Here is a 17,039-nt window from a genome sequence, read left to right on the forward strand (position 1 = left end):
CGCCATGATTCCGGTGAACGGAAAACGAATGGGAATGCGATTGGGAACGGCCGGCGCCCTGGCGCTGGCGCTGCTCGCCGCCGGCTGCGCCGAGAAGCCGCGCGCCGCGCTGGACAGCGTGTCCTTCACGGTCGCCCCCGCCGCCAACGACACCACCCCGGTCGCCATCGACCTCGTTGCCGTCCGCGACAAGGCGCTGGTGGACAAGCTGGGCGCGCTGACCGCCGCGGAGTGGTTCGGCCAGCGTGAGCAGTCCATGCGCGACCATCCGACCACGCTCGGCGTGACGAGCTGGGAGCTGGTCCCCGGCCAGACGCTGAAGACGGACCTTCCGCCGGGCGAGCCGGCCTGGGCACTGCTGGTCTTCGCCAACTATTCCACGCCGGGGCCGCACCGCCTGCGCGTGCCCGACACACGAACGCTGACCCTCACCGCCGGGGACAAGGATGTCGAACTGGTTCCGTGATGTTCTTTCCTTCTCCGTGAGGGCCGAATGACCGAGGCGCGCGACATTCCCGACGCCATCGACTGGCACGACGGGATGCTGCTGGCCCCGCAGCATTTCCAGCAGCAGGCGCTGCGGCACGAGCGGCAGCTGACCTACCATGTCCGGCAGGCGCGGCCCTTCCATTGGGGCGTCGTCCATCTCCAGGTCGACCGCGTGCAGCTCGTCTCCGGGCTGGTCCAGGTGCGGGAGCTGGAGGCGATCCTGCCCGACGGACTCGTCGTGGACTACCGCGCCGGGATCGACGAGCCGCTGGAGGTGGACATCTCCGCCTACGCCGACCCGGTGGGGCAGACGCAGATCACCATCCACCTGATCGTTCCCGCCGCCCGCGGCGACCGCGCGCCGGGGCCGGGGGAAACGCCGCGCTACGTCTCGGTCGAGGGCGCGCCGGTCGCCGACCAGCATGGCGGGGAGGAGCTGTCGATCGCCCGGCTGCGCCCGCGGCTGGCCCTGTTCGCCACCACCGGCCCGACGCAGAAGCCGCCGCAGAAGTTCGTCTCGATGCCGATCGCGCAGGCGACCTTCCGCAACGACGCCTTCGTGCTGACCGACTTCGTGCCGCCGGCGCTGACCGTCGCCGCCAACGCGCCGCTCGGCCGGCTGGGGGCGGAGGTGGTGCGGCGCGTGCGCGAGAAGGCGCTGTTCCTGGCCGAGCGCTCCGGCGTCGGCAACGGGAACCCGGCGACCGAGCTGGCCGAGGCGGCGCGGGCGGAGATCCGCAGCCTCGTCACCGGCCTGCCGCCGCTGGAGGCGCAGCTCGGCGTCGGCGTCTGCCACCCCTTCGACGTCTACATGTCGCTGTGCACGCTGGCCGGGCACCTGTCGGCCTTCGCCAGCGGCGCCGTGCCGGCCAAGCTGTCGCGCTACGACCACGACGACCCGATGGCGAGCTTCGGCGAGGTGCGCGACTTCATCCTGCGCATGATCGACCGCGTGAAGGAGGGCGTCGCCCGCATCCCCTTCACCTTCGAGGACGGCATGTTCGGGCTGCCGATGGACGAGGCCTGGCTGAAGGGCCGGCTGGTCGTCGGCGTGCGCGGCCCGGCCTCCGCCCCGGTCAGCGAGGTCGCCGCCTGGATGGAGAACTGCATCGTCGCTTCCCGCTCGCGGCTGGAGACGCTGTCCGGCCTGCGCGTCAAGGGGGCGGAGCGCGTCGCGCTGGACGACAGCGGCGAGGGCGGGGTGGCCGCCCCGCGCGGCGTGGTGCCGTTCGAGATCAAGGTCGATCCCCGCTACATCGTCCCCGGCGAGCGGCTGGAGATCTGGAATCCGGACTCGCTGGGCAGCCGCTTCCGCCCCGTCGAGATCACCCTCTTCGTCAGCGCCTGAGGCTGGGAATGACCGCCATGCTGCACCGCCGGGACTTGGTCGATCACTTCCTCGCCTTCGCGCGGGAACTCCGGAAGCACCGCGCCGCGGTCGGGGCGGGTCGTCCCGCCGCCGCCGCGAAGCCCGAAGGCGCCGCTGGGGAGACGGCGGACAGCCTGCCGGCCTTCCTGACCGAGGACGCCCTGGCGATCCCGGCGCCCCGCGGTGCCGCCGCGGCGGTCCCGGCCCTGGCGCTGGAGCCCGACGCCGAGATCATCATCCGCCGCCTTCAGGACTTCCTGGAGGCGCAGGCGGTCCAGGTCGGGCGCACCGGCACCGACCTGATGATCAGCCAGCACCGCGAGGCGCAATACGCCATGGCGGCGCTGGCCGACGACCTGTTCATCCACGACGTGGAGTGGAACGGGCGGGAGCTGTGGCGCAGCGTGCTGCTGGAGCAGGCGGTGTTCCGAACCCGGCTGGCCGGCGAGCGGGTGTTCGACCGCATGGAGGCGCTGCTCGCCAGCAACGACCGGCGGCTGGTCCAGCTCGCGGCGGTCTATCTCTGCGTGCTCGGCATGGGCTTCAAGGGGCGCTGCCGGGTGCCGGGCGGCGAGTCCACCCTGCGCGACTACAGCGCCCGCCTGTTCGAATTCATCGCCGGCCGCGAGTCCGAGCTGGGCGCCGGGGTGCTGCCCGGCGGGCGCACGCTGATCCCGGCCGCCTACGCCTGCACGCTGACCGACGGCAAGGCGCGCACGCTGGCGCGCGGGCCGCGCTGGCCGCTGGTCCTAGGGGCCATCGCCGGGCTGTGGCTGGTGCTGGGTCAAGCGCTCTGGTGGATGTCCACCGCACAGCTTTCCAACGCGGCGGACGCGGTGCTTCAGGCATCGGTCCGCGTGACCCGCTGACGGGAGAGGACGGTCATGGAACTCCTGGCAGCGGTCCTGTCCGGCATCGCCGGCAACCAGATCTGGGTCTTCGCGGGGCTTCTCGTCCTCGTGCTGCTGATCATCGCGGTGATGGCGGCGATCCTGCTGCGTGCCCGCAGCGCGGCGCCGCCCGCCCCGGCGGAACCGGCGGCCCTGCCGCCGCCCGACGCGACGGCGGAGGAGGGCGGGGCGGTCCCGGCGCTGGCCGCCACCGCGCCGGACGTCACCATCCGCGACATCCGCCGGCTGTTCCGCGACGGTCTGGCGGCCTATCGCGAGACGCTGTCGCGCAACGTCTATCTGGTGCCCTGGTACCTGCGCACCGGCGTCGCCGCGTCGGACGACGCCGGCCTGCTGTCCTGCGCGGAGGAGGTTCGTCCCCCGGTGACCGCCGAGCGGCACGCCGGCTTCTCCTGGCGCTTCTACGACCGGGCGGTGGTTATCGACGTCGACGATCCCCGCGCCGCCTGGGCCGGCGTGCTGGATCTGCTGGGGCGCCGCCGCCCGATGCTGCCCGCCGACGGGCTGATCCTGACCATCCCGCTGGCCGAGCTGGACGATGTGCGCCGCGCCACCGCGCGCGGGACGGAGCTGTACTCCCGGCTGTGGGAGATCCAGCGCACGCTGGGCTTCGCCCTGCCGGTCTATGTGGTGGTGACGGGCTGCGAGGAGGCCCCCGGCTTCGCGGCGCTGGCCGAGGCTCTGCCCCCGACCCTGACCGGCGGGATGCTCGGCTGGTCGAGCCCCTACGCGCTGGAGACCGCCTTCTCCCCCGACTTCGTGAGCGAGGCGCTGCAGTCGCTGGCGGACGGCCTGCTGGCGGTGGAACTGGAGGTGTTCGGTGCTGCGGCCACGCCGGACGGCGCTCCGCTGTTCGCCCTGACGGAGCGGCTGACCGGGACGGAGGCGGCCTTGCGCGCCCTGCTCGGCACCGCCTTCAAGCGCACCGCCTATCAGGAAACGCTCTACGTCCGCGGCCTCTACTTCACGGGCCGTCCCGATCCGGACGCGGCGGCGCTGTTCGGGCGCGACCTGCTGAACCGCAAGATCTTCCCCGAGGCCGGCCTGCCCAAGCCGACCCGCGCGCTGGCCGCGTCCCGCGCGTGGCGCCGCTATTCCTGGCCGGTGGGGACGGGGGTTGCCGCCGTGGTCGCCGTCCTGCTGCTGTGGATGGGGGTGCAGCGCGCCTCCACCCTGTCGGACCGGCTGGTTCCGGTCCTGGCCGACATTCCGGGCGGGCTCCAGCAGCTCGCCGACCAGCGCCCGGCGGTCGAAGCCGGGGCGCCGATGACCGCCGCCTACGGCGATCCCGCCGCCCGCTTCGTGCAGGGCGTGACCATGCTGCCCACCGACTGGACCTTCAACCCGCTGCCGGCGTCGTGGATCAGCGGCGTCCCGGATTCGGTGTCGGGGGCGTTGGCCGTCGGCTACCGCCGGCTGGCCCTGTCGACCGTGCGCGATGTGGCCGAGGACCGGCTGCGCCGCCTGACCCGCGATGGCGGGGTCGGGCCGGCGGGAGCGGGCGCCTTCGAGCGGCTGCGCGCCTTCGCGGGCGAGATCGGCATCGCCGAGGGGCTGGCCCGCGCCTACAACAACGTGGACGCCCGCGATCCGACCCTGCCGCTGGACGAGGTGCTGGACTTCGCGCTGGGCTCTGGAGTGGCGCGCGGCTTCTCGGCGCGGCTGCACGGCTGGGAGATCGACCAGCCGCCGGGCGGCACCGCCATCCCGGCGCCGGGACCGGGGGCGCAGCGCCCCATTGATCTGACTGCCCACCGGGCGGAGGTCAGCCGCCGTTTCCGGCAGTACGCCGACGCTTATCTGCGCGACCTCGCCATGGGCGGCCTCGCCGCCGCACGGCTGTCGGTCGCCGCCAGCGAGCTGGAGCTGCTGGCCGGCGGGGCGCGCTCCGGCGCCGACGCGGCGGCGGCCTACGCCGAGGTGCTGTCGAGCCTGGAGGACGCCGCCCGCGGCCTGGGGGCGGAGCGTGGCGCCTGGATCGGCGCCAACGGCCCCGTCCTGCCGCCGGAGTTCGAGGCGCTGCTGGGCCGGCTGGAGAAGTCCGACCTGCTCGGCCCCAATTTGCGTGCCGACATCCTGGACTTGGCGCAGCGCCGCTACGACGAGGCGGGCGTCGGCGCGCGCAGCCTGGACTCCGTGATCGGCCGCCTGCTGGAACAGGCGCCGAACGGCGGCGCCCGGCTGGCCCCGGCGGCGGAGCAGCTTCGCCGCACCCTGGCGGTGTGGATGGCCCGCCGCTTCATGAAGACGGACGACAGCGGCGCGCTGGCGATGCCCGCCGTGGGCGCCGGCTGGGACCGCGCCGCGCTGGACAGCATCCCGCCGCTGGTCGAGGACTATCTGCTGTTCGACGCCAAGGACCTGCCGCAGGCGCCGGCCATGCTCCGCACCTCCATGCGGGCGGCGGCGCAGCATCAGCTCCGCCAGGGGGTGGAGCGCATCCTCGCCCGCGCTTTGGCCGGCAGCCCGGCGGGCGGCGGGGTGGACCGGGCGGGTGGGCTGGCGCAGCTCCGCGCCTCGGCCCACGCGCTGCGCACCGCTTTCCCGGTGCTGGCCGAGACGATGCAGTCCTTCCGCCAGATCGGGCTGACCACCTCCGCCGACACCATCCGCGACACGGTCGCCCGGCAGGCCAACGCCGTGCTGGCCCAGGCCGACCGGTTGCTGGAGGGCGACCAGCTCTACCGGCCCGACGCCCACGCGCTGGACGTCTGGGTGGACGGGCCTCTGGTGCCGCACCTGCTGTTCGGGCAGACCACGCCGGCCGGGCTGGCGCTCTATCTCGGCAACGCCCGGCAGGAGGTGACGGTGCTCGCCCGCGACATCGCCGCCCCGGTGGTGGAGATCCTGGAGCGCCCGGTGATGGGTGCCGGGACCGGTTCGGGCGCCGCGTCCAAGTGGGCGCGCATCATTGCCGAGCTGGACAAGTACGACGGCGGGCGGCCGAACAGCTCACTGGCGCAACTCGAAAAGTTCGTGACGGTGGAAAGCGCCGCGGTGGACGCCGCCGGTTGCCAGAATCTCGGCGCCATCGACGGGGTGCCGGACGACTTCTTCCGCAGCCGTCTGGCCGAGCTGAAGCAGTGGATCGCCACGCGCTGCGTGCTGGCCGCCGACGCCCGCGTCTACGACGCCTATGTCGACATGGCCGCGTCCTTCAACGAGATGTTGGCCGGACGTTTCCCCTTCGCCGCCGCCGCCGTGGCGGGCGAGGAGGCCGATCCGGCGGCGGTGCGCGCCTTCTACGAGCGGTTCGACGCGCGGTCGGCCTTCGTGCTGGAGGGGTTGCGCCGCGGCGAGCGGTTCGGCACCGCCGGTCGCGAGGCGCTGCGCTTCGTGGAGACCATGGAGCGGGCGCGTCCGCTGCTGATCGCCGCGGTGACCCCGGACCAGAGCGGTGGGCTGGCGCTCGACCCCGCCTTCCGTGTCAACCGCGGGCGTGAGGCCGGGGGCAGCGACATCATCGAATGGAAGCTCGCCACGCCGAACGGCGCCCTGTCCAGCATGCTGCCGCGGACGCCGCTGCGCTGGTATCCGGGCGACAAGCTGAGCGTGACGCTGCGCTGGGCCAAGGACGGCACGGTGCTTCCCGTGTCCGGCGTCGGTGCGGGGGTGACGGTGGACGGGCCGTCGCTGCGCTTCGACTATGACGGCCCCTGGGCGCTGTTCGCCCTGGCCGGCCGGCAGGCCGCGCCGCAGCGCGACCGCCGCCCCGGCCCGGACACCGAGCCGCTGCTGCTGTTCGAGGCCACGGCCAGCGGCCCGGTCAAGGAGGCTGCCGCCGCCCCGCTGCCGATCGCCCCGGCGGTCCAGGCGGCTCCGGCGCCGGCGGTGAAGCCCAACGTGCGGGTCTTCATGGCGCTGGCGGTCAAGCGCACCGTCCTGGCCGACGGCAAGCCGCCGCGCGAAGAGAAGGTGGCCGTGCCGGCGCTGCCCGCGCAGGCGCCGCCGCTGGCCCCGGTCGGCACCATGCGGCGGATGCCGGGCTTGGCCGGCTGGCCGGCGCCGTCGGGCGCGGTGGCCCCGGCGGACCGCGCCTTCTTCGATCTGGGCAACGCCCCGACCCAATCCCCGATGCTCCGCCCCGCGGCCCAACGCTTCCCGTGAGCAGCCAAATGACCGCATCCCACCCGCTGATCGACATCGGCGCCCTGCTCCAGCCCATCCCCGGCGACGACCCGGCGGGCGACGACCTGCGCCACGGCCCGGAATTCGACGCGCTGACCGAGGCGCGCCGGATGGACGACGATCTGGACCAGGGCATCTGGCAGACCACCATCAAGAAGGCGGACTGGAAGGGCGTCTTCCAGCAGGCGTCGGACCTGCTGACGACCCGCACCAAGGACCTCCAGGTCGCGGCGTGGCTGGTCCAGGCGCTAGGCCACCTGCACGGTCCGGCGGGGCTGGCGCCGGGGCTCCTGCTGGTCCACGGGCTGGTCGAGGATTTCTGGGACGGCCTCTACCCGCGCCTGGACGACGGCGACCCGGAGCCGCGGCTGGCGCCGCTGGTCTGGCTGGACAGCCAGTTGTCGCGCGACCTGATGGCGACCGCCATCACCCAGCCGGGGCCGCACACCGACGAGACGCACCGTTTCCAGGACTGGCAGAACGCGCAGCGCCTGCGCAAGCTCGCCACCCGCGACCCGCGCGCCTTCCACGCGGCGGTCGATGACGGCGAGGTGACGGTCGAGCAGATCCTCGCCGCCCAGGACCGCACGCCGCCGGACTTCTACCAAACCCAGCACGGTCATCTGCGCGACACGGTGACGGCGGTGCGCACCCTGGCGGCGGAGCTGGACGCCGTGGCCGGGCGCGCCGCCCCCGGCTTCAGCCAGCTGCTGAAGACCCTGGAAAGCCTGATCCAGTTCCACCGCGAGGCGCTCGCCAAGCGCGGCATCGATCCGGACGGCGCCGCCGCCGTGACGGAGGAGGCCGAGGGCGGGGAGGGGGCCACCATCGACGCGTCCGCCGAGATCATCCCCGCCGCCGCCTTCGCCCGCCCCGGCGGGCCGCGGACCCGGCAGGAAGCCTACGCGATGCTGCACCAGATCGCCGATTTCCTGGCGCGGGAGGAGCCGCACAGCCCGACCTCCTACCTTGTCCGCCGCGCCGCCGCCTGGGGGAACCTATCCCTGCCGGAGCTTTACGCCGAACTGCTGGGCGACCGCGGCGAGGTCGGGCGGATCTTCGGCCTTCTGCGGCTTGAGGAGCGCTGAGCCATGCCCCGCATCCTGCTCGATTACCCCGGCATCAAGGGCGAGTCGCTAATCCGCAACTACAAAAATCTGGCCGATTGCGTCAGTTTCGACCTGTCCTCGGGCAAGCGCGAGGTCGGCGGTTTCAACTACGACGACCCGATCGAGGACAACTCTTATTTCAGCGGCCGGAAGGCGCAGAAGCAGGACAAGCTCGGCGTCGACAGCCTGAAGCTGGAGCGTCACTTCGACCTCGCCTCGCCCAAGCTGATGCAGGCGGCCTTCGATCCGCAGAAGAAGGACGTCACCGCGACGATCCACTTCTTCCGCACCTTCGCGCAGTTGCAGGGCGGCGAGCATTTCGGTGAAAGCGACATCTTCGCCGAGCCGTACCTGACCATCATCCTGAAGAACACGCAGATCACGGAGTACGTGCTGTCGGTCGACGACGACGACAGCAGCAACGGCACCGAGACCATCTCGCTGGCCTTCGACCAGTTGCAGATGACCTACCAGCACCAGATCGACGGCCGGAAAATCGGCCAAATCCGTGGCGACATCACATTGGCGAGCAAGTCATGACCCAGTCGAACCCGTCGGCCCTGACCGGCGACACCACCCTCCTGTCCCGCAACGGCGAGGGGCGCCGCCGCCCAGGGCGCCGGGCCGAGCATTTCCTGGAGCAGGTGATGTTCCAGAGCCGCTGGCTTCTGGCGCCGCTCTATGTCGGTCTGGTGGGCGCGCTGCTGATGATCGGCTGGCGCTTCGCGCTGGAACTGGTGCACGCGCTGCCGCTTCTCATGCATGGCACGGAGAACGACATCATCCTGATCGTGCTCGGGCTGGTCGACCTGACGATGGTCGGCAACCTCGTGCTGATGGTGATCTTCAGCGGCTACGAGAACTTCGTCTCGAAGATCGACGTCGCCGGCCACGCCGACCGTCCGGAATGGATGGGCAAGCTGGACTTCAGCGCGCTGAAGGTGAAGCTGATCGCCAGCATCGTGGCGATCTCCTCCATCCAGATCCTGAAGACCTTCATGAACGTGTCGGAGGTCTCCGACCGCGACCTGATGTGGCTGGTCGCCATCCACGTTACCTTCATCGTCTCCGGCGTGCTGCTGGCGACCATGGACGTGCTGGTCAAGAAGAGCCACGCGCACTGACATCCGGCAGGAAAGGAGAGGGCATCATGATTCGGTACGCGCTGGCGTTCCTCGCCATCCTTCTGACCGGCCTGCCCGGGGCGTCGAAGGCCGAGCCGGCGAAGGTGGTGGTCGGCACCTACGTCAACCAGATCACCGGGGTGAATCTCCGCGACAATCAGGTCAATGTGGACTTCTACGTCTGGTTCCGCTGGGACGACGACTCTCTGAACCCGCTGGAGACGTTCGAACTGATGAACGGGCGGATCGAGTCCCGCACGCCCACCCCGGTCCGCAAGCTGAAGGACACCAACTATGGGCAGGCGCGCGTCCAGGCCGTTCTGAACCAGCCCTGGGACGTGAGCCGCTTCCCCCTGGACACCCAGACCATCCGTCTGGTGATCGAGGACAGCGACCTGACGGCCGAATACGTCGTCTACGTGCCGGACACCGACAACAGCACCGTCGATCCCGACGTCGACGTCTCCGGCTACACGTTGATCAACAACGGCGCCACCATCTCGGCGCACCGATACCGGACCAACTACGGCGACATCACCCTGCCGAAGAACCACGAGTCGGTCTACTCCCGCTACACCCACGCGGTCACCCTGGAGCGGCCGGATTCGGTCTACTACATCAAGACCTTCTCGACCATCTTCATCTCCTCGCTGGTGGCCTTCCTGGCCTTCCTGGTGAAGCCGGTGGACCTAGACCCCCGCTTCGGCCTGGGCATCGGCGCTCTGTTCGCCGTGGTCGCCTGCTACTTCGTCATCGCCAGCGACCTGCCGCGCAGCAGCGGCTTCACCCTGTCGGACCGGGTCAACCTTGCCTCCATGGGCATGATCTTCCTCAGCCTGATGCAGAGCGCGGTGTCGCTGATGATCTACGAGCGGAACGCGGCGAAGGCCCTGATCCTGGACCGCTGGTCCCTGGTGGTCTTCCCCGTCGCCTACTTGCTGCTGTGCGTCTGGCTGACGACGGTGTGAGCCCGGCGCCGTGATCCAGTTGGGGGGCGCCGCCCCGGCCTGAGCTTCGCCACAATCCTCCGTCATGCTCCGCGAAGAGCGACGAGGGAGAGTGGGATGATCGGAAACCGGACGGCGCTGGCGGCTGCGGCGTTTCTCGCCATCGGGATCGCGGTGGCGGGCTGGTCGGCGGGGCGGGAGGTCGCCCAGGTCCGGCTGGCCGACCGCTTCGTCACCGTCAAGGGCTCCGCCGAGCGCGAGGTCAAGGCGAACCTCGCGCTCTGGCCGGTCCGCTTCGTCGCCACCGGCGACGACCTGTCCGCCGTCCAGGCGAAGACGGCGGCGGACGAGAAGGCCGTGCTGGCCTTTCTGGAGCGTTACGGGCTGGGTGCCGACGCCGTCGTCGCGCGCTCGCTCGATCTCGTGGACCTGCTCGCCCAGGCCTACCGCCAGGGGCCGGCGGATCAGCGCTACATCCTCACCCGCACCCTGATGGTCCGCAGCCCCGACGTGGAGCGGGTCGACCGCGCCAGCCAGAATCTGGCGGAGCTGTTGGACCAGGGCGTAACCCTGGGCGGGGAGCCGGGCATGGGCTCCGGCCCCAATTACCTGTTCACCCGGCTGAACGACGTGAAGACCGAGATGATCGCCGAGGCGACCGCCAAGGCGCGCGAGGCGGCAACCCAGTTCGCGACCGACAGCGGTGCGACGCTGGGCGGCATCCGCCGCGCCAACCAGGGCCTGTTCCAGATCCTCGCCCGCGACGAGGCCCCCGGCATCATGGAAAGCCGGCAGATCGACAAGATCGTCCGCGTCGTGTCCACGCTCGACTGGGAACTGGTGGATTGACGGGGTGGCGGCGCTCCGCCCACCCTCTCGCTGTATAGATCATCTATATATTGGATTCGCCGCATCCGGCCGTTCCCGGTCCTTCAGGCAGCGGACGGTACGGCGTGCGATTGGTCTGAGAGCCGTGAAGACCTCGGCACCGGCAATCCAGCTCCTTTAATCCGTCGATCACGCCGCCAAGAAAACAATAAACCCTCGTTTGGCGGCAGAATACGCACAGAAATTCAGCAGGATGGACAGATGGCGTGCATCGTCTGCACGATGCATGTCGCGGGTTGATTCATCGTTTGGATTGGCTTCCTGCACCCCCGCACCGATATCCCTCAAAAAAATGGTGGTTCTGGCAAAAAGCGCTGGTTCACCTGCGCGGAGCATGGTTATATAGCCAGCATATATAGCGAATTTGGGGTGCCCGCTCATGTCCGTCCAACCGCAGGTGTCGTTCGCCGGGCCGCACGCGTCGCCGATCGGCGCGGAGCGCATCCGGCTTTTGGAGGCGGTGGGGCGCGAGGGCAGCATTTCCGGCGCGGCGCGGTCGGTCGGGGTTACCTACAAGGCGGCCTGGGACGCCATCGACGCCATGAACAACCTGTTCGGCCGCCCGCTGGTCGAGGCGCAGGCCGGCGGAAAGCGCGGCGGCGGAACCGCCCTGACGCCGGACGGCGTGCGGCTGGTCGCCACCTTCCACCGTCTGCAGAGCGAGATGGTCCGCGCCTTCCAGGTGCTGGAACCGGAACTCAACGGCACCGGCCTGTCGGCGGCCAGCCTGATGTGGGGATTCTTCATGCGCACCAGTGCCCGCAACGCCCTTCGCGGAACCGTCACCGCCATCACCGACGGGGCGGTGAACGCCGAAATCACCCTGGCCGTCTCGGACCAGACCTCGATCGTTGCGATCATCACCCGCGACAGCGTGCGCGACCTGGGACTGTTTCCGGGGCGCGCGGCGACGGCCCTGATCAAGGCGCCCTTCGTGATCCTCGCCCCGGCGGACGAGGCGAAGCGCACCTCGATGCGCAACCGCGTGGAAGGCGTGGTGTCCCGTCGCGAAGACGGCGCGGTCAACAGCGAGATCACCCTGGACATCGGCGGCGGCAAGACGCTGACCGCCATCATCACGCTGCGCAGCGCCGACGACATCGGCCTGAAGCCTGGCGACCCGGCCTGCGCGCTGATCGACGCATCGCACATCATTCTTGCGGTGGATTGACGATAGATCGGAAGGAGTTTTCGAATGACGCGTTTCCTGCTTGCCGCCGTCGCGCTGCTGTCCGTCTCGGCGACGGCCCGGGCCGACGAATTCAACGTCGCGGTCGCCGCGAACTTCACCGCTCCGGCGAAGGAGATCGCCACCGCCTTCGAGCAGAAGACCGGCCACAAGGCCGTCCTGAGCTTCGGCGCGACCGGCCAGTTCTACGCTCAGATCAAGCAGGACGCGCCCTTCGTCGTCTTCCTCGCCGCCGACGACGAGACCCCGAAGAAGGCGGTGGAGGAGGGCTTGGCCGTTCCGGACTCCCGCTTCACCTACGCCGTCGGCCGTCTGGTGCTGTGGACCAAGGCCGGCGACGCGCCGCTGGGCGAGGACACGCTGCGCAAGGGCGCTTTCGAGAAGCTGTCGATCGCCAACCCGGCGACGGCCCCCTATGGCGCCGCCGCCGTGCAGGCCATGAAGAAGATGGGCGTCTACGAGGCGATCCAGCCGAAGATCGTCCAGGGCAACAGCATCGCCCAGGCCTTCCAGTTCGCCGAGACCGGCGCCGCCGAGCTGGCCTTCGTGGCCCTATCCCAGGTGATCGCCAAGCCGGACGGCACCCGCTGGCCGGTTCCGGAGGCGCTGCACGACCCGATCTTCCAGGACGCCGTCCTGCTGAAGAAGGGCGCCGGCAACGAGGCGGCCGCGGCCTTCCTCGCCTTCCTGAAGGGGCCGGAGGCCGCCGCGGTGATCTCCAAGTACGGCTACGGCACGAGGGCGCCGAACTGACCATGCCGAACTCCCTGGTAGGGACCGCCCGCCGATGAGCTGGCAACCGATCATCCTGACCCTGGAACTGGCGGCGCTGACGACGGTCATCCTGCTGATCGCCGGCACCCCCCTGGCCTGGTGGCTGGCGCGGTCCGGAGCCTGGTGGAAGGAGGCGGTGGCCACGGTGGTGGCGCTGCCCCTGGTCCTGCCGCCGACGGTTTTGGGCTTCTACCTGCTGATGCTGCTGGGACCGAACGGCCCCGGCGGTTGGCTGGCCTCCCTGTGGGGCGCCCGCTCCATGGCCTTCACCTTCGAAGGGCTGGTCATCGGGTCGGTGCTGTATTCCATGCCCTTCGTGGTGCAGCCGATCCGCAACGCCTTCGAGGCGTTCGGCGACCGCCCGCTGGAGGCGGCGGCGACGCTGCGCGCCTCGCCGCTCGACACCTTCTTCACCGTGGCGGTGCCGCTGGCCCGTCGCGGCTTCCTGACCGGCGCCGTGCTGGGCTTCGCCCACACCATGGGCGAGTTCGGCGTCGTGCTGATGATCGGCGGCAACATTCCCGGCCAGACCAAGGTCCTCTCGGTGGCCATCTACGATTATGTCGAGATGCTGCAATGGGACGAGGCCCATCTGCTGGCCGGTGGCATGCTGGTCTTCTCCTTCACGGTGATCCTGACGATGATGATGCTGGAAAAGCGCATCGGGCGGGGCGGGCGATGAGCCTGTCGGTGCATTTCCACGGGACGCTCGGCCAGTTCGCCCTGGACGTGGCGTTCGAGGCGCCGGGCCGCGGCATCACCGCGCTGTTCGGCCCGTCCGGTTGCGGCAAGACCTCGGTGCTGCGTTGCGCGGCCGGATTGCAGCGGCTGAACGGGCGCTTCGCCCTGGACGGCGACGTCTGGCAGGAGGGGCGGACCTTCCGGCCGACGCACAAGCGGCCCATCGGCTACGTCTTCCAGGAAGCCAGCCTGTTCCCCCATCTGTCGGTGCGCACCAACCTGCTGTTCGGCCATCGCCGGACGGTGGGGCGCGGCGTGCCGGAGCACATCCGCCTGGACGACGTGGTGGACCTGCTGGGGCTGGGGCATCTGCTCGACCGCTCGCCGGAGCATCTGTCCGGCGGCGAGCGCCAGCGGGTCGGGGTGGGGCGCGCGCTGCTCTCGCAGCCGCGCCTGCTGCTGATGGACGAGCCCCTGGCGGCGCTCGACCGCTTCAGCAAGGAGGAGATCCTTCCCTATCTGGAGCGGCTGCACGGCGTCCTGTCCGTCCCCGTCCTCTATGTCAGCCACGACATCGCGGAGGTCGAGCGGCTGGCCGACCATCTGGTGCTGCTGCGCCAGGGGCGCGTCGTCGCCGCCGGCCCGATGCAGGAGCTTCAGGCCGATCCCACCCTGCCCATCGCCCGCATGCCCGAAGCCGGGGTGACCCTGCCCGCGGTGGTGGCGGGGCGGGAGGACGCCTACGGCCTGACCCTGCTGCGGCTGGACGGCGGCCATCTGCTCGTTCCGGGCGATCTCGGGCCGCAGGGAACGGCGCGGCGCGCCCGCATCGCGGCGTCCGACGTCAGCCTCGCCCGCAACCCGCCGGAGGGCAGCACCATCCTGAACGCGCTCCCCGCCCGCATCGTCGCGGCGGAGCGGCAGGACGAGGTGCAGATGATGGCCGTTGTGGCTCTGGGCGAGGAGGGCAGGGGCGCTCGCATGCTCGCCCGCGTCACCCGCAAGAGCTGGGACGCCCTCGGCCTGTCGCCGGGCCAGCCGGTGTATGCCCAGGTCAAGGGGGTGGCCCTGGTCCAGGAATCAATGTGATTCGGATGGGCGCTGCTCACTACCCCGGCGTGAAGCGCTTGGGCAGGCGCAGCGCCCCCGTCCCCATCGCGATTCCGAACAGGACGCACAGCAACCCGGCGGCGTGGGCGAGCGTGAAGGCCTCGCCCAGGAACAGCACGGCGGCCAGCACACCCGCCGCCGGAATCAGTCCGGTGAACAGCCCGGCCCGGTTGGCCGGCACATGGGCGATCCCGCGCATCCACAGCACCACCGCCAGCAAGCCGCCGGTCAGGCCGGACCCCACGAACAGCAGCCAGACCCAGCCGGGCACCGCGGCAGGATCGAAGCCGCCCAGCGTCGCCAGGGCACCCGGCGCCATCATCGCGGCCGCCAGGACGTTCGCCAGACAGGTCAGCGCCAAAGGCGGAATCCGCCCGCCGAGCTGCCGCGCGAAGACTCCGTACAACCCCTCCGACACCACCGCGCCGAACACCAACGCGTTGCCAACGAGAGAATCGTCGGGTCCGCCGCCGCCGCCGGGCCGCAGGTTCAGCGCGACCATGCCAACGACCGCCAAGGCGATGGCCGCGGCACTGCCGGCCCCGATCCGCTCGCGCAGGATCAGCGCCGCCCCCAGCGCCGTCATGGCGGGAATGGTGCTGGTGATGATTCCGGCGGCAACCGCGCTGGTCTCGCGCAGCCCGTAGAGAAGGAACAGGTTGAACAGCACCATGCCGAACAGGGAGAGCAGGATGAGGCTCGTCCAGTCGCGGCCGTTGCGCGGAAACGCCGCCGCGCCACCCCTGAGCGCCAAGGGCGCCAGCAGCACAGCGACAAGCGCGAAGCGCATTTCCGCAGCCACAAGGGGTGGGACATGGGATACGATCACCTTGGACGCCGGAACCGACAGGCCGACCAGGGTCATCGACAGGGCGAGGTTGAGATAAGCGGCGCGCATGGGCCGCATTCTATGGGCGCTGGCGCTGTCTTACGGAAGCGGCAATTTCACGCAATGAATTTGCAAAGAATGCGTGCCATTCTTCGTGCCAAGGTCGCGGTACACAAGGGGCGGGGTATGTCGGAGCCGATCCTCGGGATCACCAATTGGATGCATCTGTTCCGCTGGATCGTGAAGCTGATCCGTGACGAATACGGTGTGGATGAAAAGGTCCTGACCCGCAACGCTGTCCTGGACGGCGGAATCGGTCTCACCGCCGAGCAGCTCGAACAGGTTCTGGACCACATCGCTGAGACCTTCGAGCTGACCTTCCCCGAGAACACCCTGAACGAAACTGTGCGGTTGGAAGACCTCTGCACGCTGACGGCCTGGATGCGCGGCCTCTTCAAGAAGCCGGACTTCGTCACTCCGCCGTTCGAAGAGCGTTGCCGGTCCCTCAACAACGTGCCGGCCTGACCCTGCGCGCCTCGCTTTCAACAGTGTATGGCTGGAAACGTTGCCGTGGATTCCCATCTGCGGCAGCGAACCCGTTCCGCCAACCTTTCTCCCTGAGCCGTTCATGCCGTTGCATCTCATCAAGCTCGCCGTCGGGATCGACGACCTCGACCATTTGGCGGCGGTGCAGGCGCGCCGCGCGCAGGCCGTCGACGGCCGCTCGATGATTCCCGTGTTCACGCGCCGCGTCCCGAAGCGGCGGGAGGAAATCCTCGCCGGCGGATCGATCTATTGGGTGGTTCGCGGTTCGGTTGCCGCCCGCCAGCGGGTGATTTCCATCGACACCACCGTGGACGAGGAAGGGGAGAGCTGCTGCATTCTTGGAATGGACCCGCAACTCGTCGCCACCGTGCCGACGCCCCACCGCCCGTTCCAGGGATGGCGCTACCTCAATCCGGAAACGGCGCCCAGGGACCTGTCCGAAGCGGGCGGGCAGGGCGATGAACTGCCCGCCCATCTGGCCGCCGAACTGCGCTTGCTCGGCCTGCTGTAGTCGGTTCGCCCGGCTGCGGCCTGCCAACCCATTGATTTTTCACGATAGGGCAGAATTTTCATCACCCTGTCAAAAAAGCGCTTGCGTGTTCGTGGGGGAGGCGCCTATAACCCCCTCCACCGACGCGGTGGCCGCCAACGAGGCGCTGACGGGTCGGAAACACAGAGACATTCTGGCCCTGGCGGCCCACTCCTCGAAGGGAATGGGCGCGGGGTGTTGCGGTTCTCCTAAGGGCCGCGGGATCTTGGATATCGTTGATACCGTGTTGTGAGAAGGGATGCGCAGGCGGCGGTTTTGACCGTTGGCCGCGGACCGGTTCCGGAAGGGACTGGCGTCGCGGGTCGCTTGAGCATCTCGGTCAAGCAGTAAGAGACGAACAGTTTCGAAAGCTTGGGTGAGGTCGCGTTGAGCGGCCCTGTCAAGTGGATGCTTCG

At 70.0% G+C, this 17,039-nt stretch carries 17 protein-coding genes; 15 read left to right on the forward strand and 2 right to left on the reverse strand.

Going from position 1 to position 17,039, the window contains the following annotated elements; all coding sequences use genetic code 11:
• Positions 1–34: 34 nt before the first annotated feature.
• The 9 genes from ACFPMG_RS30645 to ACFPMG_RS30685 all read left to right on the forward strand — a co-directional run bounded on the left by ACFPMG_RS30645 (position 35) and on the right by ACFPMG_RS30685 (position 10,926).
• Complete coding sequence (locus ACFPMG_RS30645) at positions 35–466, forward strand: hypothetical protein (RefSeq protein WP_376999334.1); 432 nt, start codon at positions 35–37, stop codon at positions 464–466.
• 27 nt (positions 467–493) lie between these two features.
• A complete protein-coding gene (tssK, locus tag ACFPMG_RS30650; protein ID WP_376999336.1) occupies positions 494–1,837 on the forward strand; it encodes a type VI secretion system baseplate subunit TssK in 1,344 nt (447 codons plus the stop codon).
• Between the two features lie 8 nt (positions 1,838–1,845).
• The gene (locus tag ACFPMG_RS30655) at positions 1,846–2,727 is read left to right on the forward strand and encodes a DotU family type IV/VI secretion system protein (protein WP_376999338.1); all 882 of its coding nucleotides are present in this window, start codon (positions 1,846–1,848) and stop codon (positions 2,725–2,727) included.
• A 15-nt stretch (positions 2,728–2,742) separates the two neighbouring features.
• Complete coding sequence (locus ACFPMG_RS30660) at positions 2,743–6,876, forward strand: type VI secretion protein IcmF/TssM N-terminal domain-containing protein (RefSeq protein WP_376999340.1); 4,134 nt, start codon at positions 2,743–2,745, stop codon at positions 6,874–6,876.
• Between the two features lie 8 nt (positions 6,877–6,884).
• Positions 6,885–7,985: a type VI secretion system protein TssA gene (gene tssA / locus ACFPMG_RS30665; RefSeq protein WP_376999342.1), complete on the forward strand. Its 1,101-nt coding sequence runs from the start codon at positions 6,885–6,887 to the stop codon at positions 7,983–7,985.
• Positions 7,986–7,988: 3 nt separating this feature from the next.
• Positions 7,989–8,546: an Hcp family type VI secretion system effector gene (locus ACFPMG_RS30670; protein ID WP_376999344.1), complete on the forward strand. Its 558-nt coding sequence runs from the start codon at positions 7,989–7,991 to the stop codon at positions 8,544–8,546.
• Complete coding sequence (locus ACFPMG_RS30675) at positions 8,543–9,130, forward strand: TIGR00645 family protein (protein WP_376999346.1); 588 nt, start codon at positions 8,543–8,545, stop codon at positions 9,128–9,130. Before ACFPMG_RS30670 ends, ACFPMG_RS30675 begins: the two co-directional genes overlap by 4 nt.
• A gap of 26 nt (positions 9,131–9,156) precedes the next feature.
• Positions 9,157–10,098: a ligand-gated ion channel gene (locus tag ACFPMG_RS30680; RefSeq protein WP_376999348.1), complete on the forward strand. Its 942-nt coding sequence runs from the start codon at positions 9,157–9,159 to the stop codon at positions 10,096–10,098.
• A gap of 96 nt (positions 10,099–10,194) precedes the next feature.
• Positions 10,195–10,926 (forward strand): SIMPL domain-containing protein, encoded by a 732-nt coding sequence (locus tag ACFPMG_RS30685; protein ID WP_376999350.1) that lies wholly within the window; start codon positions 10,195–10,197, stop codon positions 10,924–10,926.
• 168 nt (positions 10,927–11,094) lie between these two features.
• Here the strand turns inward: ACFPMG_RS30685 and ACFPMG_RS30690 are convergent, their stop codons facing one another.
• Positions 11,095–11,346 carry a hypothetical protein gene (locus ACFPMG_RS30690; protein WP_376999352.1) on the reverse strand — a complete coding sequence of 84 codons (252 nt, stop codon included), beginning with the start codon at positions 11,344–11,346 and terminating at the stop codon, positions 11,095–11,097.
• Between ACFPMG_RS30690 and ACFPMG_RS30695 the strand changes: the two genes are divergently transcribed.
• The 4 genes from ACFPMG_RS30695 to modC are packed head-to-tail and all read left to right on the forward strand — an operon-like array spanning position 11,345 to position 14,698.
• Positions 11,345–12,136: a TOBE domain-containing protein gene (locus tag ACFPMG_RS30695; RefSeq protein WP_376999354.1), complete on the forward strand. Its 792-nt coding sequence runs from the start codon at positions 11,345–11,347 to the stop codon at positions 12,134–12,136. The two genes, ACFPMG_RS30690 and ACFPMG_RS30695, sit on opposite strands and share 2 nt — an antisense overlap.
• A gap of 24 nt (positions 12,137–12,160) precedes the next feature.
• Positions 12,161–12,907: a molybdate ABC transporter substrate-binding protein gene (gene modA / locus ACFPMG_RS30700; protein WP_376999356.1), complete on the forward strand. Its 747-nt coding sequence runs from the start codon at positions 12,161–12,163 to the stop codon at positions 12,905–12,907.
• A 34-nt stretch (positions 12,908–12,941) separates the two neighbouring features.
• Positions 12,942–13,610 (forward strand): molybdate ABC transporter permease subunit, encoded by a 669-nt coding sequence (gene modB, locus ACFPMG_RS30705; RefSeq protein ID WP_376999358.1) that lies wholly within the window; start codon positions 12,942–12,944, stop codon positions 13,608–13,610.
• Positions 13,607–14,698, forward strand: coding sequence for a molybdenum ABC transporter ATP-binding protein (gene modC / locus ACFPMG_RS30710; protein WP_137116475.1), 1,092 nt, complete (start codon positions 13,607–13,609; stop codon positions 14,696–14,698). The genes modB and modC overlap by 4 nt, the downstream gene beginning before the upstream one ends.
• A gap of 19 nt (positions 14,699–14,717) precedes the next feature.
• Here modC and ACFPMG_RS30715 read toward each other — a convergent pair whose 3' ends face one another.
• A complete protein-coding gene (locus ACFPMG_RS30715) occupies positions 14,718–15,617 on the reverse strand; it encodes a DMT family transporter (RefSeq protein WP_376999360.1) in 900 nt (299 codons plus the stop codon).
• A 117-nt stretch (positions 15,618–15,734) separates the two neighbouring features.
• Between ACFPMG_RS30715 and ACFPMG_RS30720 the strand changes: the two genes are divergently transcribed.
• Positions 15,735–16,073, forward strand: coding sequence for a hypothetical protein (locus ACFPMG_RS30720; RefSeq protein WP_040134734.1), 339 nt, complete (start codon positions 15,735–15,737; stop codon positions 16,071–16,073).
• Between the two features lie 103 nt (positions 16,074–16,176).
• The gene (locus tag ACFPMG_RS30725; RefSeq protein WP_376999362.1) at positions 16,177–16,605 is read left to right on the forward strand and encodes a DUF1489 family protein; all 429 of its coding nucleotides are present in this window, start codon (positions 16,177–16,179) and stop codon (positions 16,603–16,605) included.
• Positions 16,606–17,039 lie beyond the last annotated feature (434 nt).

The organism is Azospirillum himalayense (genome assembly GCF_042657465.1).
GTDB lineage: Bacteria > Pseudomonadota > Alphaproteobacteria > Azospirillales > Azospirillaceae > Azospirillum > Azospirillum himalayense.